Raw genomic sequence first — 23583 nt, forward strand, 5'->3', positions numbered from 1 at the left:
GTGAGTCGTCGTTAGAACATCGTCAAGGCATATAGATAAACAACTGCTGCAGGAATTGCCATCAGTGCACTGTCGAAACGGTCGAGCATCCCTCCATGCCCCGGCAGAATGTTACCGGAATCCTTGATGCCCAATTGGCGTTTCATGAGTGATTCGGTCAGATCGCCCCAAGTGCCGAAAATGACGACAACGATTGCCAGACCTACCCATTGCCATCCTGGCATAAAAGGAAAGAAATGTGCAAAGCCAAGAGAGGAAGCGATGGAGAATATTCCGCCGCCGATGCTGCCCTCCCAGGATTTTTTAGGTGAGATGCGTTCGAACAGACGGTGTTTGCCTATCAGCGAACCTACGCAATAGGCACCTGTATCGCTCAACCAGATAAATACGAAAATGGAAAGCGGTAGAATAGGGTTGTAGGTCACACTGCCCGTTTCCGGGGAATTCTGAAAAGCAAGTACGTTCAGCAGGGCAAAGGGGAGTGCCACGTACAATTGGCTTAGCATGGAGTAGGCCCAGTTACCCGTCGGATTCTTTTTCTTGAGGTAAAGTTCCGTAATCATCATGTAGAGCAATAGTCCCAAATAAGGAAGGAATACCCGTGCTCCTACAGACTGCTGGGTACAGAAACTCATTAATGCAAGGAAAAGGTAGGCTCCCCCCAATGCAGTGATGGTCTTGTTAATGCTTACTTCGCCGCTTTTGCTGACTAATTGGGCAAACTCATGTACGCTCAGTGCGCTGATAATGGTGAACAGTATACCGAACGAAAGGGGGCTGTAAATAATACAGCCCACCAATACTATGACGAATAACACGCCGGTAACGGCACGTTGGATAAAGTTATTTTTCATGCTTTTCTTCTTCTTCCTTGACTTCCTTTTCTGCTTCTATGGCTTTTTGCTCTTCTTCTTGCTCCGCTTTTTTCAGCTCGGCAGCAGTCTTGTTTGCACTGATTTCCTCCGAGCGGGAAGCCCATGGACGTTTCCCAAAGATGTGTTCAACGTCTTCGGCAAAGATTACTTCTTTGTCAATCAGCAGTTGTGCCAGCCGGTTGTGCCCTTCTTGGTTTTCGGACAATATTTTCTTGGCACGTTCGTACTGTTCGTTGACCATCTGCTTCACTTCTTCGTCAATCAGTTCCGCAGTCTTTTCGCTATACGGGCGGTTGAAGGAATATTCCTCATTATTATAGTAACAGAGGTTGGGGAGTTTTTCGCTCATACCCAGATAGGCAATCATACCGTACGCCTGCTTGGTCACGCGTTCCAAGTCATTCATGGCTCCGGTGGATATTCTACCTAAGAATAGGTCTTCGGCAGCACGTCCTCCCAAGGTGGCACACATCTCATCGAGCATCTGTTCCTTAGTGGTGATTTGCCGTTCTTCCGGCAGATACCAAGCCGCGCCCAAAGCGCGTCCACGGGGTACAATGGTTACTTTAATCAGCGGATTGGCGTATTCCAGTAACCAGGAGATACTGGCATGGCCGGCTTCGTGTATGGCAATGGAACGGCGTTCGGCCTCGGTAGTGATTTTGGTTTTCTTTTCCAACCCACCCACAATGCGGTCTACAGCGTCCAGGAAGTCTTGCTTTCCGACAAACTTTTTGCCGTGGCGGGCGGCTATCAAAGCTGCTTCGTTACATACATTGGCAATGTCTGCCCCCGAGAATCCGGGAGTCTGGCGTGCCAGAAGGTCTACATCCACACTATTGTCTATCTTGATGGGGCGCAGGTGTACACCGAATACTTCCTTACGCTCATTAAGGTCGGGTAGGTCTACATGTATCTGGCGGTCAAAACGTCCGGCGCGCAGCAATGCCTTATCCAAAACATCCACACGGTTGGTGGCGGCTAAGATGATAACACCACTGTTGGAGCCGAAACCGTCCATCTCGGTCAGTAACTGGTTCAATGTGTTCTCGCGCTCGTCGTTGCCACCCATAGCGGCTGCTTTGGCACGGGCACGCCCTACAGCGTCAATCTCGTCGATGAACACGATACAAGGTGCTTTTTCCTTTGCTTGGCGGAACAAATCGCGGACACGGGAAGCTCCCACGCCGACAAACATTTCCACAAAGTCGGAACCTGCCAAAGAGAAGAAAGGTACGTTGGCTTCTCCGGCCACGGCCTTTGCAAGCAGGGTCTTTCCGGTTCCCGGAGGGCCTACCAGCAAGGCGCCCTTGGGTATCTTACCTCCCAAATCGGTATATTTCTGGGGCTCTTTCAAGAACTCGACAATTTCTTCTACCTCTTGCTTGGCTTCAGCAAGTCCTGCCACATCCTTGAATGTAATCTTGATGGGGGAACCTTTTTCAAACAATTGGGCCTTGGACTTTCCTACGCTGAAGATGCCTCCACCTCCGCCCATGCCTCCACCACCGCTCATGCGGCGGGACATGAAAATCCAGAAACCGATAAGGAATGCAAAGGGGAGAATCTGCCACAAAATGGCACCGAAGTAGTTCCGCTTTTTTTCGTAGTTAATGGAGCCGTCAAAGTGGGCGTCGTCTCTTTCCTTTTGCAGGAAATTACCTAGGCTCTCGCGTGAGGGGGCCTCGGTCGTAATAAGCGGATTCTTGCCTACGCGGCTGGAGTCCTGACGAAATACGTTTCCTACGTGCTGGGGTTTGACGTATGCTTCGACGGAATTGTCGTCGTAGCCGATGACTTTGCTTATATAACCGTCTCGTACATATTGCTGGAATTCATCATAAGAGATGTTTTTAGTTGCCGTACCACTTTCATTGGTCAGGTACAACCCCAGCAACATCATCGCTATAATCATATACAGCCAGTTCAGGTTGAACTTGGGCATATTCACTTTATTGGGTTTCTTGTTGGTATTATTGTCCATACGTTTTGATTAATCGAGGTCAGGAATTTGAGTTAATTTGGCGTCTGCCCATAGGTGCTCCAGATTGTAGAATTCCCTTGTTTCAGGCAGGAAGACATGCACCAATATGTCCGAGTAGTCCATAGCTACCCATTCGGCATTGCGCAGCCCGTCTACGGCAAAGGGCTTGGTATCGGCACCCTTGCGTGTGAAGTCCCTGATGGATTCTACAATGGCTGTCACTTGGCTGGGAGAGTTTCCTTGGCAGATGACGAAATAATTGCATATTGTATCGTCGATTTTTGTCAGATCTGCGATGACGATTTTTTTTCCTTTTTTATCTTGAATACCTTCTGTTATCTGTTGAATCAGTTTCTTCGTTTCGTTCATTATACATTATTATATTAAAACAGTTGACAAATATACGTTGATTTCTCATATCAAACACGCAAAAGAGGAAAACTCTTTCAATTTTTGATTTTTTTTAGTTATATAATCCTTTGGATTACGGTATCTTATCAGTTTTTTGCGAAAAAAATACTCGTTTTTGTTTTGATTTATAGAAATCTTTGTATCTTTGCAACCGCAAAACGGAAATAATAACAATTGGGCTATGGTGTAATGGTAACACTACAGATTCTGGTCCTGTCATTCCTGGTTCGAATCCAGGTAGCCCAACGAACTTACCTTATTTAAGTCAAAAAACCACTAAAATCGCAAGTTTTAGTGGTTTTTTGTTGCTTTTCGACCATGTACGAAAATTTCAGTGTAGGCATTCGGTGGCAAATTCAGTGACAAGGCTTCTGTAAGCCGGAAATATTCTGTAAATTTGTAGCATTTCAACATTAAAGCAGAATTTTATGGCAAAAGAATTAGCACTGAAGTACGGCTGTAACCCTAACCAGAAGCCGGCTCGCATTTTCATGCAGGAGGGGGAGTTACCTATTGAGGTTTTGAATGGACGTCCGGGGTATATTAATTTTATGGATGCCTTGAATGGATGGCAGTTGGTAAAGGAACTGAAAGAGGCGACCGGTATGCCTGCTGCAACTTCATTCAAACACGTCAGTCCGGCGGGTGCCGCCATCGGCTTGGAACTCAACGAGACAATGAAGAAGATTTATTTTGTGGATAATCTTCCGCTCTCTCCGCTTGCTTGCGCATATGTGCGTGCCCGCGGTGCCGACCGTATGTCTTCCTATGGTGACTTTATCGCTTTGAGTGATGTGTGCGACGAGGCTACTGCACGTTTTATTAACCGCGAGGTCTCGGATGGCGTTATTGCTCCGGGGTATACGGACGAAGCACTGGCTATCTTGAGGGAAAAGCGTAAAGGAACTTACAATGTGATTCAGATAAGTCCCGGCTATAAGCCTGCCCCGATTGAACATAAGGATGTCTTTGGTATCACGTTTGAGCAGGGACGTAATGAGATAAAGCTGAATGGAGATGAACTCTTTGCGAATATTCCTACTCGGAATAAGAATTTCCCGGAAGCAGCGAAACGTGATTTGATGATAGCCCTTATCACTTTGAAATATACGCAGTCGAATTCTGTATGCTATGTGAAGGACGGTCAGGCTATCGGTATTGGTGCCGGCCAGCAGAGCCGTATCCACTGTACTCGCTTGGCGGGCAACAAGGCCGACATTTGGTATTTACGCCAGCATCCGAAGGTGTTGAATTTGCCATGGGTAGAGAAAATCCGCCGTGCCGACCGTGATAATACGATTGATGTCTATATCAGTGAAGACCATGACGATGTGCTGGCTGACGGTGTTTGGCAGCAGTTCTTTACGGAGAAACCTGAAGTGCTGACCCGTGAAGAAAAACGGGCTTGGTTGGATACATTGAAAGGTGTTTCTTTGGGTTCGGATGCATTCTTCCCTTTTGGAGACAATATTGAGCGTGCCCATAAGAGTGGAGTAGATTACATTGCCCAAGCGGGTGGTTCTGTACGCGATGACCATGTGATTGAAACTTGCGATAAATATGGCATTGCCATGTCGTTCACGGGTATCCGTCTGTTCCATCATTGATAAGGGGTATAAAAATAGGCCCGCTCCCACGGCTGCATAGCTGTAGGGGCGGGTTCCTTTTTTATTAAGTCTTATCTTGTTACGTTATCCTTGGTTTTTGATGTTCTCGTCCACCACTTTTATCTTTTCTTTCACAAGCTCGATGTCTGCTTTCAGCTTTTCCACCTTGCGGTTGATTTCTGTCAGCAGACTATTTCCCTTCTTGGAAGAAGTGGTCAGGAAGCCGAGATTGTTTTCATATGTCTGGAGCTCGTTCTTCATATTGTCGAAGGCACGTACCAGCTTCTCACGTTCCCGGTAAAGGGCTTGTGGACTACCTTCCTGAATGGAGCTGATAGTCGACTTGAAGTTGCTTAGCTTCTTGTTGGAGACGCTGATGTTGAAGTGTTCAAACAATTTGTCTACCTGGCTGTGGTATTGCTTATAGATTCGGTCTTTCTCTTTGAAAGGTACATGTCCTATGCCGTTCCATTCTTTCATGAGGTCGCGTACCAGTTGGGTAGCTTCCTCCGTATCCATTTGGTCATCGATAGCATTCAGTTTTTCGATGATGGCTTTTTTCTTTTCCAGATTTTCCTGCTCTACGCTGCGCTGTGAAGAAGTGGCTTTGTTCTTTTGTTCGAAGAAGTAGTCACAAGCGGAGATGAAACGTTTCCATACGGCATCCGAATATTTCTTTGCTACCGGACCAATGGTTTTCCATTCTTTCTGAAGTTTGGTCAGTTCATCGGCGGTTGCTTTCCAGTCGGTACTGTCCTTCAGAGCTTCTGCTTTTTCGCACAAGGCGCGCTTCTTTTCCAAGTTTTCGTTCATACCTTCCTTCAGGCTCTTGAAGAACTCTCCCTTTTTACGGAAGAACTCGTCGCACGCTTTGCGGAAACGTTCGAAAATCTTCACGTTCATTTTTTGCGGAGCGAAACCGATGGTCTTCCATTTGTTTTGAAGTGCGATGACTTCTTGCGTTTTGCTCTCCCAAGAAGCAAAGTTTGTCAGTTCTTTGTAGTCGATGGCTTCTATGATTTCGCAAATTACGGTCTTTTGGTCAAGATTGTGTTGTTCCACTTCCTTCAACGCTTCGAAATGTTGCTGGTGACGTCGGTTTACGGTTGTAGAGGCAGCTTTGAAACGTGCCCAGATTTCGTCGCGTAGTTCCTTGGCTACCGGCCCTGTATCACGAAATTCTTGATGTAGCTTCTGTAACTGATGGAAAGCTGAAACTACATCCGCTTCATCCGCCAGCTTTTCGGCAGCTTCACAGAGATGTGTCTTGATTTCCAAATTCTTCTTGAAATCGTATTCGCGGAATTCATTGTTCAGTTTCAGAAGGTCATAGAATTTCTCAACATACAATTGGTAGTTTTTCCAAAGCTCGTTGACCTTAGCTTGCGGAACGAGTTTAACTTCGTTCCATTGCTGCTGTAGTTTCTTGAACTCCGTATAGCTCTTGTTGGCGTCATCTGGAGATTCAACCAGCTCCTTCAGCTCTTCGATGATGGAAAGCTTTACCTGCAGGTTCATTTCCTTTTGCTTCTCCAGTTCGGCTGTGAGTGCACTTCTTTTTTCTTTGATGACGGACATGATATTCTTGAACTCTTCCTCCACACAGTCTGTTTGTGGAACAAAGTTCTCCGCGGCGCCTCCGTTTTCAATGAACAGTTTTCTGGCCGCATCCTGCTCAGCATTGTGCAGCTTGTAGAAAGATTGCTTCAAACCGTCTATTTCAGGTTTTGCCACGTTCTCCACGTCTGCAACCACCTCTTTGAGTTTGGCAAGTATTTCCTCTTTCGTGAGCTTCTGAACTGGCTCTACCGGCTTTTCCGAAACGATTTCTTCAGCGGGAGTTTCTGTTGTTGCCGGTTCAGAAACCTCTGCTGTCTTCTTTTCTTCTTCTAATTCCACCGGCTTTTCGGGGAGATTAGTGTCATGAGTGTCCGTCATTGTATTTACTTTTTTAGAAACGGGTTCCTCCCGTTCGGGTTACATTAGGCTACAAATTAATGAAATAAAATGATTACTTCATACAATTTGCCTTGATTTTTTTCTATTTTCTTGTTTTTATGACAGTAAGACAGTGATACCCATGTACAGCATCATGCCTATAATGTCATTGGTGATGGAGATAAACGGGCCGGTGGCAATGGCCGGGTCAACCTTCAGCTTCTCTAAAGTCATGGGGACCAGCGTTCCGAAAATAGAGGCGAACATGACGACTGCAAAGAGGCTGATGGAGACGGAATAAGTGACCGTAGCCGTAGCTCCGAACCGGATAAAATTATAGATGTATACCAGCAGGGAAATGATGGTGGCATTGATGACCGCCACTACTGCTTCCTTGGCTACCTGCTTGAAGGTGTCTTTGGCATCCAGTGAGCTGTTGGCAAGGCCTTGTACGATGATGGCAGACGACTGGGTTCCCACGTTTCCCCCCGTACCGCCAATCAACGGAATATAAAGGGCCATTTCCGGATGGGCGGCGAAAGTCGTGTCGAAGTTACCCAATATCATGGAGTTGCCTATACCGCCTAGCATACCGATAAGTAACCATGGAAGACGGGCGGAAGTTTGGCGCATGACATTATCGTCCGTTTCTACATCTTGGGACAAACCGGATGCCAACTGGTAATCACGTTCCGACTGTTCGCGGACTTCGTCCATGACGTCGTCTACGGTAATCTGGCCTACCAGACGCCCGATGCTGTCTACAACAGGAGCTGCCACCAAGTCATACTTTTCGATGATTTGTACCACTTCGTCAATGGGGGTATCTACATGGACGGAGATAGGATCTTTCCGCATCACATGCTTTACCTTGGAGACAGAAGGGGAAGTTATCATTTTCTTTAATGGGAATACCCCTTGCAGACGGTCTTCGTCGTCGATGACGTATACGTAGTAAATTTCATCCAGCTTTTCAGCTTGCAGGCGCATTTCCTTCAGACACTCCGGCATACTCCAGTTTTCATTGACAGTCACCATTTCCGTACCCATCAAACCACCGGCAGTGTCTTCATCGTATTTCAGCAGGTCAACGATGTCACCGGCTTGTTCTATATCTTCGATGTGCGAAAGTACTTCCTCCTGCTTGTCTTCATCAAGTTCGCGCATCAGGTCTACGGCATCGTCCGTGTCCATATAATCCACGAAACGCTTGGCAATGGTCTCCGAAGGAAGAAGTTCCAGGAATTCTTTCCGGATGTCTTCGTCCATTTCAACCAGTACGTCCGCTGCCGTTTCGTTGTCAAGGAGGCGGTAAACGAAGCGGGCTTCCTCCAAGCCGAGGTCATTGCACAGTTCTGCAATATCCGCCGGGTGAAGGTCTGTCAAAAGTGTTTTGACGTTTTCCGCGTCTTTCTGTTCTATCAGGCTTTTGACTTTGTCTATGTATTCTTCGTCTATTTCCATGATTGTTCGTGTTTGATCACTAATCATTAATCGTTTTCAATGCCTGCTCCACTTGGTTGGTCAGCTGAATAAATTCCTTTACGGACAGTTGTTCCGGGCGTTTATTAAATAATACGTCCTCCGTCAGTGGACAGTCTTTGCCGAGTATCGGCTTTATGGAGTTCCGTAGAGTCTTGCGTCGTTGATTGAACGTGGTTTTCACTACTTGCTTGAACAATTTCTCATCGCATCCTAAATCGTGCGTTTCATTGCGCATCATGCGGATGACGGCACTTTTAACTTTTGGGGGTGGGTTGAAGACATGTTCGTGTACCGTAAACAAGTACTCCACTTTGTACCATGCTTGTATCAGTACGCTTAGGATTCCGTATGTCTTGCTGCCCGGTCCGGCTGCTATGCGCTCGGCTACTTCCTTTTGTATCATACCCGTACAGCAGGGAATCAGGTCCTTATATTCCAGCATTTTGAAGAATATCTGGCTGGAGATATTATAAGGATAGTTTCCCGTCAATACAAAAGCTTGTCCGCCAAACAACCGTTGCAGGTTCATTTTGAGGAAGTCGTCCTCAATGATGTTGTCTTCCAGTTGCGGATAGGCTTCCCGTAGGTAGGCCACTGACTCGTAGTCCAGTTCTACTACTTTGACGTTGCGCTCTTTGGGCAGAAGAAACTGGGTCAGTACCCCCATTCCCGGACCAACTTCGAGGATGGGAATTTCGGGACAGACATCTACCGTGTCGGCGATGTCTTGTGCCACTTTCAGGTCTTTCAGGAAGTGCTGCCCGAGAAACTTTTTAGGTTTAACTACTCTCATGTATCAACTAAATCATTACTTTTGCTCCGTAAATGCAGGCTGTAATGCGAACTACAACCTATCTTTACACGGAGCAAAGGTAGTTCTTTTCAATGAAGAATGAAGAATGAAGAATGAAGAATTTGGGAATATCGTATGAATAAGCTGCTAAAAAAGACATTGAAAATCATCTTACCCATTTTATTAGGTGGTTTTATCCTCTATTGGGTATATCGTGATTTTGACTTTTCAAAGGCAGAAGAAGTTCTCCTTCATCAGACGAACTGGTGGTGGATGTTGTTGTCCTTGTTCTTCGGTGTGATGAGCCATGTGTTACGAGGCTGGCGTTGGAAGCAGACTTTGGAGCCACTGGATGCTCATCCCAAAACAAGCGATTGCGTCGATGCCATTTTCGTATCTTATGCCACCAATCTGGTACTGCCCCGTGTGGGAGAGGTTTCACGTTGTGGAGTACTTGCCAAATATGATAATGTTTCCTTTGCGAAGTCCTTGGGGACGGTGGTGACAGAGCGGTTGGTAGATACGCTTTGCATTCTGCTGATTACGGGGATTACTTTTTTGGTGCAGATGCCCGTTTTTTTCCGTTTTTTTGAGGAGACGGGCACCAAGATTCCTTCGCTGGTGCATCTTGTGACTTCCCCTTGGTTTTATGTGGCTTTTTTTTCTATTATTGGTGTTTTGGTACTTCTCTATTTTCTGTTGCGTATGCTTTCTTTTTTTGAAAAGGTAAAGGGAGTAGTCTTGAATATATGGGAAGGTGTGATGTCGCTTAAGAATGTGAAGAATGTGCCTTTGTTTGTTCTTTACACTTTACTTATTTGGCTATGCTATTTCTATCATTTCTATATAACTTTCTATTGCTTCCAGTTTACGGAGCACCTTAGTTTCCTTGCCGGACTGGTGATGTTTGTCGGCGGAACGTTTGCAGTCATTGTTCCCACGCCCAACGGGGCAGGACCCTGGCACTTTGCTGTCATCACTATGATGATGCTTTATGGGGTAAATGCTACGGATGCGGGTATATTTGCTCTGATAGTGCATGGCATACAGACGTTGCTGGTGATAGTGTTGGGCATCTACGGGTCGTTGCACCTGGCGTTGGCGAATAGGGCAAAGAAATAGACGTTTCTTGTGGTGGGTTCCTATATTGTCACTTCTTGTGTTAGAGGACAGAGACAGTACTTATAGAGAGTACTCCTTTAAAAGTACTGTAATACTTCTTTGCAAGTACTTCAGTACTTCCTTATAAGTACTGAAACCTAAAGGTTGTTGGAAGATTGGTTTCTTTAAACGATATTGTTGCTTGGATATAGAAGTGGGAGAAATTCCTAAATATGGTAGCTATATTAGGTGCAGATGTTCTATCGCAATATGTGAAGATGTAAAAGCCATGTTTAAGATAGCTGATGATTTAGTACTTTAGAAAAATCCCGGTTTATTGTACTTTCCGAGAATAAACCGTTATATTTGCGAAAACTAACTTTTTAGAATTATGAGTACAATCTTACAGTTAGCTCCACAGAATGTATGGAAGCACTTTTATTCACTGACCCAGATTCCCCGTCCGTCAGGACATATGGAGAAGATTACCAAATTCCTTATTGATTTTGGAAAAGGCTTGGGGTTGGAATCATTTGCCGACGGGGTCGGCAATGTTATTATTCGTAAGCCTGCCACTCCGGGTATGGAAAACCGCAAAGGCATCATCCTTCAGGCGCATATGGACATGGTGCCTCAGAAGAACAACGATACTATTCACGATTTTACAACAGATCCCATTGAAACCTATGTTGACGGTGATTGGGTGAAAGCCAAAGGAACCACGCTGGGAGCAGATAATGGTTTGGGAGTAGCTGCCATTATGGCGGTGCTCGAAGATAATAACTTGAAGCATGGCCCATTGGAAGCTCTGATAACCAAGGATGAAGAAACGGGAATGTATGGTGCATTCGGTTTGAAACCCGGAACTATGCAAGGGGAAATTCTGCTGAACCTTGATTCTGAGGACGAAGGCGAACTCTATATCGGCTGTGCCGGTGGTCTTGATATTACTGCTACTTTGGAATATAAGGAGGAGACGCCTATGGCCAATTTCATTGCTCGTAAGATTACGCTGAAAGGTTTGCGTGGCGGTCACTCCGGTTTGGAAATCAATGAAGGGCGCGGTAATGCCAATAAATTGCTGGCACGCATCGTACATGATTTGCTGATTGAGTTTGACTCCCAGCTGGCAAGTTTTGAAGGTGGTAATATGCGTAATGCTATCCCCCGCGAAGCACATGCGGTATTGGTGTTCAATCCTGAGGATATGGACGGTTTGGAAGATTATATGAAGGAATACGAGACACAACTGAATGACGAATATGCTCCGATTGAAAGTGGTATTACCCTGAGTATAGAAGAGGTAACTCTACCCACTGCCGTTGTTCCTTCAGAAATCCAGGATAATATGATTAACGTGTTGATGGCTTGCCAGAATGGTGTGATGCGTATGATTCCTACTGTTCCCGATACTGTAGAAACTTCCTCCAATTTGGCTATCGTAATCATTGCAGACGGTAAGGCCGAAGTTCGTATTTTGGCGCGTAGTTCTTGCGATACGATGAAGGATTTCCTGGCAGACAGCCTGACAGCTTGTTTCGCTATGGCAGGTATGAAGGTGGAATTGAGTGGTGGCTATTCCGGATGGCAGCCTAATGTGGATTCTCCTATACTGCATGCCATGAAGCTGTCCTATAAGCAGCAGTTTGGTGTGGAACCTGCCGTGAAGGTTATTCACGCAGGTCTGGAATGCGGTATTATTGGTGCCAATTGTCCAGGACTCGATATGATTTCTTTCGGTCCCACTTTGCGTTCTCCGCATTCACCGGACGAGCGTGCGTTAATTCCTACTGTTTCCAAGTTCTATGATTTCTTGGTGGCTACATTGGAGCAGACTCCTGAAAAGTAGAGAATACTTTATGTAATGAATAGGGGCAGGGTGCTTTATTAAGTATCCTGCCTTTTTTGTCTGTGACAGTTTGTCCTCTTTCTGCCAGAATGTCCCAGACTTATTACAATGGTATGTCAATATCCTTGCACTTTCTCCCTAAAAATTGACCTAAGTCAAGAAATGTGTTATAAAACATGTTTTCTATCCGTTTTTTGCTTGTTGTCTTGAACAAAGGCTCTATTTTTGTGTTGTAAAACATGAAAACAATAGAAAACTAGTAGATTTTTTAAGGATAACAAGATTGATTTTAGGAGGATAACAAAATGAAAATGTTAAAGAGTTTTTTTAAGCATGTCGGCGAAGCCGATAAGAACATTTGGGGTTACGTAATGCTTTAAGCATTCCCCCCCCTTTCGTGAAGTATTGAATTTTAGTTTTCAGGTATTAGTTTAATTTTTTAAGATTATGAAAAAGAAGATTGCAAATTCATTTAAGCACATTCTTACCGCAGCTGGTAAGAATTGGATGGAGGCAATGAGATATTATAGCCTCCAAATGTGAGTACACTAACATTTAAGTATAGCACAAGGGATATGTTTGCAAAACATATCCCTTGTTTTTTTGTAGGAGTAGAATAAGATTTTTTATGTCCAAAAGTACATTTGTTTGAACTTTATTCACTTCCTTTGTTATTAATACAAAGACTAACAAACGAATAATTATGAGAGTAATTCAAAGAATTTGTAGCATATTGTTGCTGCTGGTTACATTTGGGGCTTCGGCATTGTATGCGCAGACGTACGATAAGTTGTGGAAGCAGGTGGAGCAGGCTCAAAAGAAAAGCCTGCCTCAAACAGTGATAAAACTGGCTGATGAAATCTATCGGAAAGGTCGGCAAGAGCAGAATGCTCCGCAAATGTTGAAAGCCTACATTTGTAGGGAGACTTATCAAGAGGGGCTGACTCCGGACAGCCTTTACTCCAGTCTGAAATATATGGAATCTTGGGCACAATCGGAGAGGAATCCGGTGAACAAGGCTATTCTACATTCTTTGTTGGCATATGAATATGCTGACTTGATGCGGAAGAATCGCCGTGTCTTGCTGTCACGTACTTTACTGACTGTTGACGAGGTTCCAGAAGATATCCGTGAGTGGAGTATCAGCCAGTTTGTGGATAAAATAGATAGGTGTAACCGTGCATCCTTGCAGGATTCCATCCGCTTGCTCAATACATCTGCAGAACAATATGTGCCTTTTGTGGTGTTGGAAGACGGTAGCCGGTTCTATGGGCACGATATGTACCATCTATTGGTAAGCCGTGCTGTTGATGCTTATCGGCAGCTGGATGGTTTCAGCGTGGATTCTTTGGTACAGACCCGTATCGAAAGGATTTATCTGGATATGATGAATGCTTATCGCCGTCGTGCCGGTTCGGAAGATGCTATGTTGCTCTGTTCTCTTGATTATTGGAACTGGAAGTTGACCGGTGGTATCAGCCAGCAGCCTTATCCTACTTTCCGAATGCGTCAGGAAAAGGCTAATCGGGAATATCTTGAGGTTTTGAATAAATTGATAAAGGAATACGGTTCACGAGAGGTTTGTGCCGAGGTTTACATTCATAAAGCCAACCACCTGCGCCGTTTGGAACCGAAACGCGCTGATGAGGCTCTAAAAGTCTGTGAAGAAGGCTTGAAGCGCTATCCTGCGTATAAGCGTATCAATGAGTTGAAAAATATCCGTGAACAGATTTTACAGCCTGAACTCATTCTGACTATGAATGAAAGCGGTTATCCCGGCGATTCGGTGAATATGAGGCTGCATTATCGTAATGTCGAGGGCTTTACTCTCAACTTATATACCACTACTTTAAGTGAAGTACCTTGGATGGACCATGGTATAAATAAAGATACTTATAGAAAGTATGCCCGGAAGTTTTCTTCCACGCATTTTGGCTTAAAGCCGTTGCCAGGCAAGGATAAATTGCCTGAAGATGTCCCTTATCTTGCCTCGGACACTGTATTTAAGTTCATGATTCCTCGGGAAACGGGAGTCTATATTCTTCAAATAGTACCTGATACTGAAACGGCCCGTACAGATGATAAATTTCTGGTATCTACCCGCTTCAAGGTGCTGACATTGGATTTGGGTGACAACCGTATGGAAGTGGCTACATTGGATGCCCGTAGTGGACAGCCGATTGCTGGTGCCAAGGTGAGTTTCTACTCTTCTTATGATGAGAAGAATAGAAAAGCGATGGCAGAGGTACTGACTGATGCCGGGGGGAAAGCTGTATTACCCTGGCAGAGTGAAATCCGAAGTTATGTGGCGCGTAAAGGCAGAGACACAGCCATGATGCCGCAGAACGTTTATATGAATCATCCTTATTACGGTATTAAGGATACAGATTGGAGGCAGATGGCATTGCTGACAGACCGTTCGCTTTATCGTCCCGGGCAGACCGTTCATGTAAAAGGGATAGCTTACAAGCAGAATAGTGATAGCGCCCAGGTACTACAAGGAGTTGATTATGAGCTTGTCTTGTTGGATGCCAACCGCAAGGAACTTGCCACCAGGAAGGGGCGGACCAATGATTTCGGCTCTTTTGCTACGGAGTTTGTACTTCCGGCAGCTTGCCTGAATGGCATGTTCAGCATACGAACCAAAGAGACTCAATCTACCGTCACTTTTAGGGTAGAGGAGTACAAGCGACCTACGTTCGAGATTGCCTTCACTCCGGTTTCGGAAGCTTATCGGCTGGGTGACAAGGTTGTGTTGAAAGGAAATGTCAAGGCCTTCAATGGCATGATGGTGCAGGATGTGCCATTGGCATATACGGTGACTCGCCGGAATCCGAGACCTGGTTATTGGAGCAATGCTGATAAACCATTATTGTCTGACACCATACAATTGGATACCAACGGGGATTTTTCCATACCCTTGACTTTGGAAGCTCCGGCTGTAGATACAGACGGGTATGGGAGTGTGTATACTTATCATGTGGAGGCGGTGGTGACGGATGAGGCCGGTGAAACGCAATCCGCTTCGTATAACTTGTTGGCAGGTCCTAAGGCTTATTCCTTTGATATTCGCTTGCCTCAATATGTTTGTAAGGAAGATAGTATGCTTTTCACTTTTGGAGTGAATAATGTAATGAATATTCCTCAGCACATTGAAGGTTCCTATTGCCTTTATCCATTTGCAGAACAAAATGGGGCAAGGAATATTGCAGGTTCTGAACCCTTGGATGATGTTGTATTGGAGGGTACCTTCACAGCCAATCGGCTCCAGGATTTTTCGGCTTGGAACAAGCTTCCTTCAGGTAACTATCGCTTGAAACTTTCTGTACGTGATAGTTTGGGACGTGAAGAGAATAACGGGGCATATGGCAGTGACAGTTTCATGCTCTTTTCAAAGAGTGACAAGCGTCCGGCTGCGTTTACAGATTTCTTTTATTATAAAGAAAATGAGGAATTTGATGTACAGTACCCTGCCGCTTTTCTTTTGGGGACTTCTTATCGGGATGCATATGTGCTGATGGATGTCTTTTGTGACAGAAAACGCATTGAAAGCCGTGTGTTGCAGTTGAATGATACTATTATTCGTATGGAATTCCCTTATAAGGAAGCATATGGCAAGGGAATCACCATTCTTTTCAGTTTTGTGAAAGCTGGCGAGATGTACAGTCATCAGGTTGAACTGAAGAAGCGGGAGCCGGAACGTGCTCTCGACATGAAATGGGAAGTGTTCCGTGACCGTTTGCGTCCCGGACAGGAAGAAGAGTGGAAGCTCGTCATAAAGACGCCTCAAGGTATGCCTGCTGCGGCTGAGATGTTGGCTACGATGTACGACGCTTCACTGGATAAGATTTATAAGAGTAACCAGATACTACGGGTTTTCTATCCGGATAATCTGTATGGGGCATTCCGTGGTGCGAGCCGTTATAATAGCAATTACTTCTCCGTTTATTTCCCGTTGAAGGCTTGGAGGGTTCCGGTGTGGTCGTTTGACTACTTCTGTTCTCCTTATATGGATGGAAGGATGCGGATAGTGATGGTAGAAGACAATGCGCTTTTGGAAGAAGTAAGTGTTGTGGGGTATGGGACTACCCGGAATAGCTCTTTGACCGGTAATCTTAGAATACGTGGTGCCAACCAGCCGATGCTTGCTTCCAAAGCAGAATCCGGGAATGCCGTTGAAGTGAAATATGTTCCTGCACAAGTAGCGGAAGACGCGGTGGAAGATGTTGTTTTTGAATCGGAAACGATACCGGTTGGCGAGGCCTTGCAACCTATTGAGGGGCTTCGCACCAACTTTGCCGAAACAGCCTTTTTTTATCCTCAACTTCGTACAAACGAACAAGGGGAGCTTGCGTTTTCTTTTACGATGCCGCAGAGCTTGACTCGTTGGAATTTCCGTGGTTACTCACATACTAAGGATATGCTGACTGGGATATTGGATGCTTCCGTTGTAACTGCCAAGGAGTTTATGCTGACTCCGAATATGCCTCGGTTTGTCCGCGTTGGAGATAAAACACAGATAGCCGGAACAATAGCCAATCTGACGGGTAAAGCGGTGAAAGGAACAGCAGTATTCACACTGTTCGACCCTATGACGGAGAAAGTTATTGCTACTCAACGTCAGAAATTCTTGGTAGAAGCAGGAAGAAATACTGCTGTCAACTTCCATTTCGAAGTGTCCGACCGCTATGATTTGCTTGGTATTCGTATGGTTGCCGATGGAGGTACGTTTAGCGATGGCGAGCAGCATCTGTTGCCCGTATTAAGTAATAAGGAGTATATTACGGAAACGCTTGCTATGCCTATCCGTGGCGAGGAGACCCGTACGTTCTCATTAGACAGCCTTTTCAACCGTAATAGCCGTACAGCGACAGACCGTCGTCTGACTGTAGAATTTACCGGGAATCCGGCTTGGTATGCTGTACAAGCGTTGCCGGCATTGAGCCTGCCTGCCAATGATAATGCCATTTCTTGGGCTACAGCTTGGTATGCCAATAGTCTGGCAGGCTTCATTGCCAACAGCCAGCCCCGCATTAAGACTGTATTTGACAGTTGGAAGGCTGCCGGTGGCACGAAAGAAACCTTCCTCAGCCAGTTGGAGAAGAATCAGGATGTGAAGAATATCCTGCTCAGCGAGTCTCCGTGGGTACTGGAAGCTACTACTGAAGCCGAACAGCAGGCACGTATTGCCACGCTGTTTGATATCAACCAACTGAATAACCGCAATCTTTCCGCTTTTACCAAATTGAAAGAATTGCAGGGTGAAGACGGTGGATGGAGCTGGTATAAGGGAATGTCCGGTAGCCGCTATATAACTGGCTATATTACAGAATTACTTGTTCGTCTTCCTCTGCTGACGAAAAATGAACTGCCTGAAGAAGTTGCCGCCATGCGGCAGAAAGCTTTCGGCTATTTGAATCGGCAGGCTTTGGAAGAGTATCGCAATATCCGTAAAGCCGAAAAAAATGGCGCCAGAATTACTGCCAACTCCGAATCGGCAATGACATATCTGTATCTGATAGCCCTTAGCGGCGAACAAGTGCCGGCAGACAATCAAGCGGCTTACCGCTATTTCCTATCAAAAGTAGGTGCCAATCTTAAAGATGGAACCATGAGCAGCAAGGCGCAGTCTGCCATCATCCTGAATGCAGTAGGGCGTACAGCCGAGGCGAATGAATTCATCGCTTCCCTCAAGGAACATCTGGTACAGACGGATGAACTGGGTGCATACTTTGCTTTCCAAGCAAATCCGTATAACTGGGGTATGCTGCCCATCCCTGCCCATGTGGAAGTAATGGAAGCCCTGCGTATGGCAGGTGGCAACGATGCTTTGGTGGAGGAAATGAAACTCTGGCTGCTGAAACAGAAGCAGACTACCAGTTGGAATTCTCCGGTTGCAACGGCTGATGCTGTTTATGCATTGCTTTGTCAAGGTACTAATCTGCTGGAAAGTCGGGGAGACGTACGTATCACGTTAGGTAACAAAGTTTTGGAAACATTGTCGCCTACAAAGACCATAATCCCGGGTTTGGGTTATGTCAAGGAAACCTTCGCTCAAGGAAGTCCGGAGCTGAAAGCTAAAACCGTCACCGTAGAGAAACGGGATGCAGGCATTGCCTGGGGAGCTGTTTATGCCCAGTATCTGTCACCCATATCTGATGTAAAGCAGCAGGGGGGTGAATTGAATGTAGAGAAGAAACTTTATGTAGAGCGTATATCGGCCGGTGGTAGCAAGTCCTTGCAACCGGTTACGGAAGGGACCGTATTATCCGTCGGTGATAAAATAGTGGCCCGTTTGACTATCCGCTTGGACCGTACTATGGATTTTGTTCAGTTGAAAGACCAGCGGGGTGCCTGCTTTGAACCTATAGGCTCGCTTTCCGGTTATCGTTGGAGTAATGGCCTCGGTTATTATGCAGAAGTGGAAGATGCCGCAACCAATTTCTTCTTCGACCATTTGGGCAAAGGCGTTTATGTCTTAGAGCACAGTTATCGCATAGCCCGTGGCGGAACATACGAAACGGGGCTGGCCACGATACAGTGTGCGTATGCTCCGGAGTATGCTTCGCATTCGGCGGGAGGGATAATTGTAATAAAGTAACAATAGAGTATGGAGCGGAGCGCAATTTGTACAAATTGCGCTCCGCTATTTTAGGTACTCTCGCTAAAAACACCTATTTTTGTCCGACTAATATTGAATGAGAGTGGCAGAATTAGGAAATCTTGATATTAAGAAAAATAGATGAAGCGGATATTGAATGAGAGTGGCAGAATTAGGAAATCTTGATATTAAGAAAAATAGATGAAGCGGATATTGATAACTTTATATGTGCTTGCAAGTGTGGTATTGACTGCTGTAGCGCAAGCTCGTTTTACCTCGAATACAGAGATGTACAGTTTCGGCCAGATAGAATGGAAGCATCCCGTGACTGTGCAATATACCATCACCAATACGGGTGACCAGCCTTTAGTGCTTACAGAAGTAGAGCCGGATTGCGCCTGCTCTGTGGCCCAGTGGACAAAAACGCCTATTGCTCCGGGGGCAAAAGGAACAGTAAATGTGACTTTTGACGCCAAGGCATTGGGACATTTCCAGAAATCCGTGGCTATTTACAGCAATGCGCAACCCAATCTGGTCTATTTGAAGTTCAATGGTGAAGTAGTACAGGAAATCAAGGACTTTACCAAGACGCACCCTTATCTTATCGGTCAGATACGTATTGACAAGAACAGCCTCGACTTTCCCGATATTCAGCATGGTGAGCAGCCGGTGATTCATATCGGCGTGGTCAATCTTTCCGACCGTCCTTATGAACCGGTACTGATGCATCTGCCTCCTTATTTGCAGACAAAAGTAGAGCCCAATGTCTTGCAAAAGGGAGAAAAAGGAGTGATTACACTTACATTGAATTCGGAAAGACTGACTGGCCTCGGACTGACTCAAACGTCGGTCTATCTTTCTCGCTTCTCCGGTGACAAGGTGGGCGATGAAAACGAGATTCCCGTTTCTGCCATTCTTTTACCGGATTTCTCCGGAATGACGGAAGTGGAGAAGGCAAATGCTCCTGCCATCAGCCTTTCTACCAAAGAAGTTGATATGAGTGCGATATTGGCAAAGAAGTCAAAAGCACGTCAGGATATTACCATTACCAATACCGGGCGTTCTCCTTTACAGATAAACAAGCTCCAGGTATTCCACCCGGCAGTGGGAGTTAACCTCAAGAAGAGTGTATTGCAACCCGGTGAAAGCACTCGCCTGCGGGTAACGGTAGTGAAGAAGAATATAGGCAAGAAGCGCCGTCATCTGCGTCTGCTGATGATTACCAATGACCCGATGCAGCCGAAAGTTGAAATCAACATTAAAGCAAAACAATAAGAAGTCGTAAAGTCCTTCATAACTCATAACTTATAACTCACAAATAGCCATGGAACATCCCGAAAATAATGAAGCATATAAAGGCTTGGTTGTCAATGCAGGCATTGAGCAACCTTCATCGGTCAATCCTTACTTGAAGAACCGTCCCAGGCGGAAGAAACGCGAGCTTTCCGTATCAGACTATGTGGAGGGTATAGTGAAAGGTGATGTTACGGTACTCAGCCAGGCTGTAACACTGGTGGAAAGTGTGAAACCGGAGCACCAGGCTGTGGCGCAGGAGGTGATAGAGAAGTGTTTGCCCTATTCGGGCAACTCCGTCCGTGTGGGTATCAGTGGTGTGCCCGGTGCCGGTAAAAGTACCTCTATTGATGTATTTGGCTTGCATGTACTGGAGGAACACGGTGGCAAGTTGGCTGTCCTTGCCATTGATCCGAGCAGCGAACGCAGCAAAGGCAGTATTCTCGGTGACAAGACGCGTATGGAGAAACTCTCCGTTCATCCCAAGTCCTTTATACGTCCCAGTCCCTCTGCCGGTTCGCTGGGTGGCGTGGCACGCAAGACGCGTGAAACGATTGTGCTTTGTGAGGCTGCCGGTTTCGACAAGATATTTGTAGAGACGGTAGGGGTGGGGCAGAGTGAGACTGCCGTACATTCTATGGTAGACTTCTTCCTGCTGATACAGCTGGCGGGTACGGGCGATGAGTTGCAAGGCATCAAACGCGGCATCATGGAAATGGCCGATGGCATTGTTATTAATAAGGCTGATGGCGACAACCTGGAGCGGGCCAGACTGGCAGCAACGCAGTTCCGTAATGCGCTGCACCTCTTCCCGGCTCCGGAGAGCGGTTGGACACCCCAAGTGCTGACTTATTCCGGTTTCTATAATCTTGGTGTAAAAGAAGTGTGGGATATGGTCTACAAATACATTGACTTTGTGAAAGACAACGGCTACTTTGAATACCGCCGCAATGAGCAAAGCAAATACTGGATGTACGAGACCATTAACGAACAGCTGCGCGACAGCTTCTACCACAATCCGCAGATTGAAGCGATGCTGACTGGTAAGGAAAACCAAGTGCTGCAAGGTAACTTGACTTCTTTTGTGGCTGCCAAGAACTTGCTGGACACCTATTTTGCAGAACTGAAGAAATAAGGGCATATCCCTTTCCCTATATCGATGACTAAGGAAAACAACATGGAAGTGGCGCGGCGGTTTACCCGCCGCCTTCATGAACTCCCTTCTGAGGAGCTGGAGCTCATTGCCGGTTTGTTTGTACGCCGTGAGGTGCACAAAGGAGAACTGTTGATTAGTGAGAAAGATATAGCCAGGGATATTGTTTTCGTAGAGAAAGGACTGCTTCGCCAGTTCTATTTCAAAGAAGGCCGGGACATTACAGAGAACTTTGCCTGCGACGGTGACGGCGCTATGTGTATCGTCAGCCTTTTCACCGGACGCCGTAATTGCCTTCAGCTGGAATCCCTGGAGGAAGGCGTCATCTGGAGCATTTCGTATGCAGGGCTGGTCGAACTCTCTGAGCGCTATCTGCATATAGCCCGTCTGCTTCGCCATTTGTTGGAGGGGTCTTTAATGCTTTCCCAATATAAAGCAGACTCTTGGCGTTTCGAAACCTCACGCGAGCGGTATGCGCGCTTCGTCAGGGATTATCCGGAGATAGCCCGGCGTGCCTCAGTCAACCACATAGCATCTTATCTGTTAATGACTCCCGAGTCTCTGAGCCGGGTACGTGCCGGAGTACTGTGACGGTGGAACGGCTGTTTTATACGGCTTTCCCTTCTTTCTCGAAATCCTTGCGTGACTTGCTTTGTGTCACGATGTACACTCCCAGGAATACCAAGGCTATGGCTATTCCCTTTTCCAAATTGAACACTCCCAATCCTAAGATGATGGCAACGGTTGAGGCCACGATGGGCTGCATGTAGTTGTACATGCTCACCACAGTGGGGCGCAACAGCCTCTGCGCACTCATTATGAAGATATAGGCAAGGAAGCTTCCTCCCACAACCACATATCCCGCTTGCAGCAGGGCGGCTGTAGATATTTCGCTCCACTGTATGGCAGCCACGTCGTGGTAAGAGAACGGGATGTAGCACATGGAGGCATAGACAAACATCCATTTGTTCAGGGTGATGGGAGAGTATTTTTGCGACAACCCCTTGAATACGGTCAGATAAATGGAGAAGCTGATTTGGGCGAGCAGGCAGAGAAGGTCTCCGATGAGGCTGCCATTGCCGGCACCGGTGGTCTGGCTGCTCATGATGAGTATAAATGCTCCCATAGCCCCTACAAAGATGCCCAGCACTTTCTTGTTGGTGACCGGTTCTTTCAGATAGATTGCAGCCACTATCATGGTGACGATAGGCAGCGTGGTTGTAACGATGGAGGCGTCTATGGGCGAAGTCATGGAGAGTCCGAAGATATAGACACCCTGATTGAATACCAGTGCGAAGAGTGCGGCGAAGAATATCTTCAGCATGTCCCGGTGGTCCACCTGTTCGCGTTTGCAGAATAAGGAGAGGAGCCAGAAGCAGGCGGCTGCGCCTACCATGCGGAATGTGGTTACTGACAACGCGGAAAACTCTACCAGAGCTGACTTGCCTATAGGTGCCATCAAGCCCCATAAGATATTTGCGGTAAGGGCGAACAGATGCCCTTGAATGTTCTTGTTCATACTCTTTTGTTCTTTGCGGGTGCAAAAGAACAACTATTTTCTGAAAAGAGAAAATCTTTCATTATATGATTTTTCTGGTTCATGGGCGTAGAAATAAGAGATTATCGTGTATATTTGCTTCTAATTAAAGCAAGAAACCATGGAAGTACAAGCCAATTACATCAAGCGTATCGAAATACACGGATTGTGGCATCGGTACGATATTGCCTGGGACCTGCGTCCTGACGTCAATATACTTTCCGGCATCAACGGAGTGGGGAAAACCACTATCCTGAACCGTTCGGTCAACTATCTGGAACAGACATCGGGTGAAGTGAAGAGTGACGAGAAGAACGGCGTACACGTCTACTTCGACAATTCTGCAGCCACCTTTATCCCCTATGATGTAATCCGCAGCTACGACCGTCCCCTTATCATGGGCGACTTTACGGCACGCATGGCCGATGCCAACGTGAAGTCGGAACTGGACTGGCAGCTCTATCTGCTCCAGCGCCGTTATCTGGACTATCAGGTGAACATCGGCAACAAGATGATAGAACTGCTCAGCGGTGATGAAGAGCAGCGTAGTCTGGCTCCCTCCCTTTCCCTCCCCAAGCGGAAGTTCCAGGATATGATTGACGAGCTTTTCAGCTATACCCATAAGACGATAGACCGCAAAAGCAACGACATCGTTTTCTATCAGAACGGTGAGCGCCTGCTGCCCTACAAGCTGTCTTCGGGCGAGAAGCAGATGCTGGTCATCCTGCTGACCGTGCTGGTGCGTGACGATGACCACTGCGTACTCTTCATGGACGAGCCGGAAGCCTCCCTGCACATCGAATGGCAGCAGAAGCTCATCGGCATGATACGCAACCTGAATCCCAATGTGCAGCTTATCCTCACCACCCATTCGCCCGCCGTCATCATGGAAGGTTGGCTGGATGCCGTCACCGAAGTCAGCGAAATCTCCTCCCTAATCCCTAATCCTTAATCCC

15 protein-coding genes and 1 tRNA gene are annotated in these 23583 nt (G+C 46.4%); 9 read left to right on the forward strand and 7 right to left on the reverse strand.

Translation table 11 applies throughout. The features are described from left to right. Positions 1-11: 11 nt before the first annotated feature. Genes DW800_RS11370 through rsfS form a run of 3 tightly spaced genes read right to left on the reverse strand, consistent with a single transcriptional unit; the run spans position 12 to position 3228 of the window. Positions 12-854 carry a phosphatidate cytidylyltransferase gene (locus DW800_RS11370; RefSeq protein WP_016274134.1) on the reverse strand — a complete coding sequence of 281 codons (843 nt, stop codon included), beginning with the start codon at positions 852-854 and terminating at the stop codon, positions 12-14. After that, positions 844-2859 carry an ATP-dependent zinc metalloprotease FtsH gene (ftsH, locus tag DW800_RS11375; protein WP_016274133.1) on the reverse strand — a complete coding sequence of 672 codons (2016 nt, stop codon included), beginning with the start codon at positions 2857-2859 and terminating at the stop codon, positions 844-846. The genes DW800_RS11370 and ftsH overlap by 11 nt, the downstream gene beginning before the upstream one ends. 9 nt (positions 2860-2868) lie before the next feature. Further along, positions 2869-3228 (reverse strand): ribosome silencing factor, encoded by a 360-nt coding sequence (rsfS, locus tag DW800_RS11380; protein ID WP_005824036.1) that lies wholly within the window; start codon positions 3226-3228, stop codon positions 2869-2871. Between the two features lie 217 nt (positions 3229-3445). On the opposite strand from rsfS, the gene DW800_RS11385 reads away from it, so the two are divergent. Both DW800_RS11385 and DW800_RS11390 read left to right on the forward strand, forming a co-directional pair. Further along, positions 3446-3516 (forward strand) — tRNA-Gln (locus tag DW800_RS11385). A 182-nt stretch (positions 3517-3698) separates the two neighbouring features. Further along, positions 3699-4877: a phosphoribosylaminoimidazolecarboxamide formyltransferase gene (locus tag DW800_RS11390; protein WP_044468380.1), complete on the forward strand. Its 1179-nt coding sequence runs from the start codon at positions 3699-3701 to the stop codon at positions 4875-4877. An 84-nt stretch (positions 4878-4961) separates the two neighbouring features. Here DW800_RS11390 and DW800_RS11395 read toward each other — a convergent pair whose 3' ends face one another. The 3 genes from DW800_RS11395 to rsmA form a co-directional block, all read right to left on the reverse strand. Then, the gene (locus tag DW800_RS11395; protein ID WP_117703483.1) at positions 4962-6815 is read right to left on the reverse strand and encodes a DUF349 domain-containing protein; all 1854 of its coding nucleotides are present in this window, start codon (positions 6813-6815) and stop codon (positions 4962-4964) included. Positions 6816-6932: 117 nt separating this feature from the next. Continuing rightward, entirely contained in the window at positions 6933-8279 is a 1347-nt protein-coding gene (gene mgtE / locus DW800_RS11400) for a magnesium transporter (protein WP_005824027.1), read from the reverse strand. A 19-nt stretch (positions 8280-8298) separates the two neighbouring features. Next, positions 8299-9093 (reverse strand): 16S rRNA (adenine(1518)-N(6)/adenine(1519)-N(6))-dimethyltransferase RsmA, encoded by a 795-nt coding sequence (gene rsmA / locus DW800_RS11405; protein WP_009037169.1) that lies wholly within the window; start codon positions 9091-9093, stop codon positions 8299-8301. Between the two features lie 135 nt (positions 9094-9228). Between rsmA and DW800_RS11410 the strand changes: the two genes are divergently transcribed. From DW800_RS11410 to DW800_RS11435, 6 genes are all read left to right on the forward strand, one after another. Next, on the forward strand, positions 9229-10215 hold the full coding sequence (locus DW800_RS11410) for a lysylphosphatidylglycerol synthase transmembrane domain-containing protein (protein ID WP_009037168.1): 987 nt from the start codon (positions 9229-9231) through the stop codon (positions 10213-10215). Between the two features lie 370 nt (positions 10216-10585). Further along, a complete protein-coding gene (locus tag DW800_RS11415; RefSeq protein ID WP_117703482.1) occupies positions 10586-12043 on the forward strand; it encodes an aminoacyl-histidine dipeptidase in 1458 nt (485 codons plus the stop codon). A gap of 703 nt (positions 12044-12746) precedes the next feature. After that, positions 12747-18644: an alpha-2-macroglobulin family protein gene (locus tag DW800_RS11420; RefSeq protein ID WP_117703481.1), complete on the forward strand. Its 5898-nt coding sequence runs from the start codon at positions 12747-12749 to the stop codon at positions 18642-18644. Positions 18645-18845: 201 nt separating this feature from the next. Further along, positions 18846-19919 (forward strand): DUF1573 domain-containing protein, encoded by a 1074-nt coding sequence (locus tag DW800_RS11425; protein WP_005824010.1) that lies wholly within the window; start codon positions 18846-18848, stop codon positions 19917-19919. A gap of 49 nt (positions 19920-19968) precedes the next feature. Further along, positions 19969-21072 (forward strand): methylmalonyl Co-A mutase-associated GTPase MeaB, encoded by a 1104-nt coding sequence (gene meaB / locus DW800_RS11430; RefSeq protein ID WP_057088576.1) that lies wholly within the window; start codon positions 19969-19971, stop codon positions 21070-21072. 24 nt (positions 21073-21096) lie between these two features. Beyond that, positions 21097-21681 carry a Crp/Fnr family transcriptional regulator gene (locus DW800_RS11435; protein ID WP_005824006.1) on the forward strand — a complete coding sequence of 195 codons (585 nt, stop codon included), beginning with the start codon at positions 21097-21099 and terminating at the stop codon, positions 21679-21681. 16 nt (positions 21682-21697) lie between these two features. On the opposite strand, the gene DW800_RS11440 is transcribed toward DW800_RS11435, so the two are convergent. Further along, entirely contained in the window at positions 21698-22609 is a 912-nt protein-coding gene (locus DW800_RS11440) for a DMT family transporter (protein ID WP_009037165.1), read from the reverse strand. Positions 22610-22748: 139 nt separating this feature from the next. On the opposite strand from DW800_RS11440, the gene DW800_RS11445 reads away from it, so the two are divergent. Next, positions 22749-23579 (forward strand): AAA family ATPase, encoded by an 831-nt coding sequence (locus DW800_RS11445; protein WP_009037164.1) that lies wholly within the window; start codon positions 22749-22751, stop codon positions 23577-23579. Positions 23580-23583 lie beyond the last annotated feature (4 nt).

Source organism: Bacteroides sp. AM32-11AC (genome assembly GCF_003603515.1).
GTDB classification, from domain to species: Bacteria; Bacteroidota; Bacteroidia; order Bacteroidales; family Bacteroidaceae; genus Bacteroides; species Bacteroides uniformis.

Bases quoted from the DNA above. Each gene is read 5' to 3' on its own strand.
- DW800_RS11425 (WP_005824010.1), top strand. From the start codon at position 18,846: ATGAAGCGGATATTGATAACTTTATATGTGCTTGCAAGTGTGGTATTG.
- rsmA (WP_009037169.1), bottom strand. From the start codon at position 9,093: ATGAGAGTAGTTAAACCTAAAAAGTTTCTCGGGCAGCACTTCCTGAAA.
- DW800_RS11370 (WP_016274134.1), bottom strand. From the start codon at position 854: ATGAAAAATAACTTTATCCAACGTGCCGTTACCGGCGTGTTATTCGTC.
- meaB (WP_057088576.1), top strand. From the start codon at position 19,969: ATGGAACATCCCGAAAATAATGAAGCATATAAAGGCTTGGTTGTCAAT.
- DW800_RS11415 (WP_117703482.1), top strand. From the start codon at position 10,586: ATGAGTACAATCTTACAGTTAGCTCCACAGAATGTATGGAAGCACTTT.
- DW800_RS11395 (WP_117703483.1), bottom strand. From the start codon at position 6,815: ATGACGGACACTCATGACACTAATCTCCCCGAAAAGCCGGTGGAATTA.
- DW800_RS11390 (WP_044468380.1), top strand. From the start codon at position 3,699: ATGGCAAAAGAATTAGCACTGAAGTACGGCTGTAACCCTAACCAGAAG.
- mgtE (WP_005824027.1), bottom strand. From the start codon at position 8,279: ATGGAAATAGACGAAGAATACATAGACAAAGTCAAAAGCCTGATAGAA.
- DW800_RS11420 (WP_117703481.1), top strand. From the start codon at position 12,747: ATGAGAGTAATTCAAAGAATTTGTAGCATATTGTTGCTGCTGGTTACA.
- rsfS (WP_005824036.1), bottom strand. From the start codon at position 3,228: ATGAACGAAACGAAGAAACTGATTCAACAGATAACAGAAGGTATTCAA.
- DW800_RS11440 (WP_009037165.1), bottom strand. From the start codon at position 22,609: ATGAACAAGAACATTCAAGGGCATCTGTTCGCCCTTACCGCAAATATC.
- DW800_RS11435 (WP_005824006.1), top strand. From the start codon at position 21,097: ATGACTAAGGAAAACAACATGGAAGTGGCGCGGCGGTTTACCCGCCGC.
- DW800_RS11445 (WP_009037164.1), top strand. From the start codon at position 22,749: ATGGAAGTACAAGCCAATTACATCAAGCGTATCGAAATACACGGATTG.
- DW800_RS11410 (WP_009037168.1), top strand. From the start codon at position 9,229: ATGAATAAGCTGCTAAAAAAGACATTGAAAATCATCTTACCCATTTTA.
- ftsH (WP_016274133.1), bottom strand. From the start codon at position 2,859: ATGGACAATAATACCAACAAGAAACCCAATAAAGTGAATATGCCCAAG.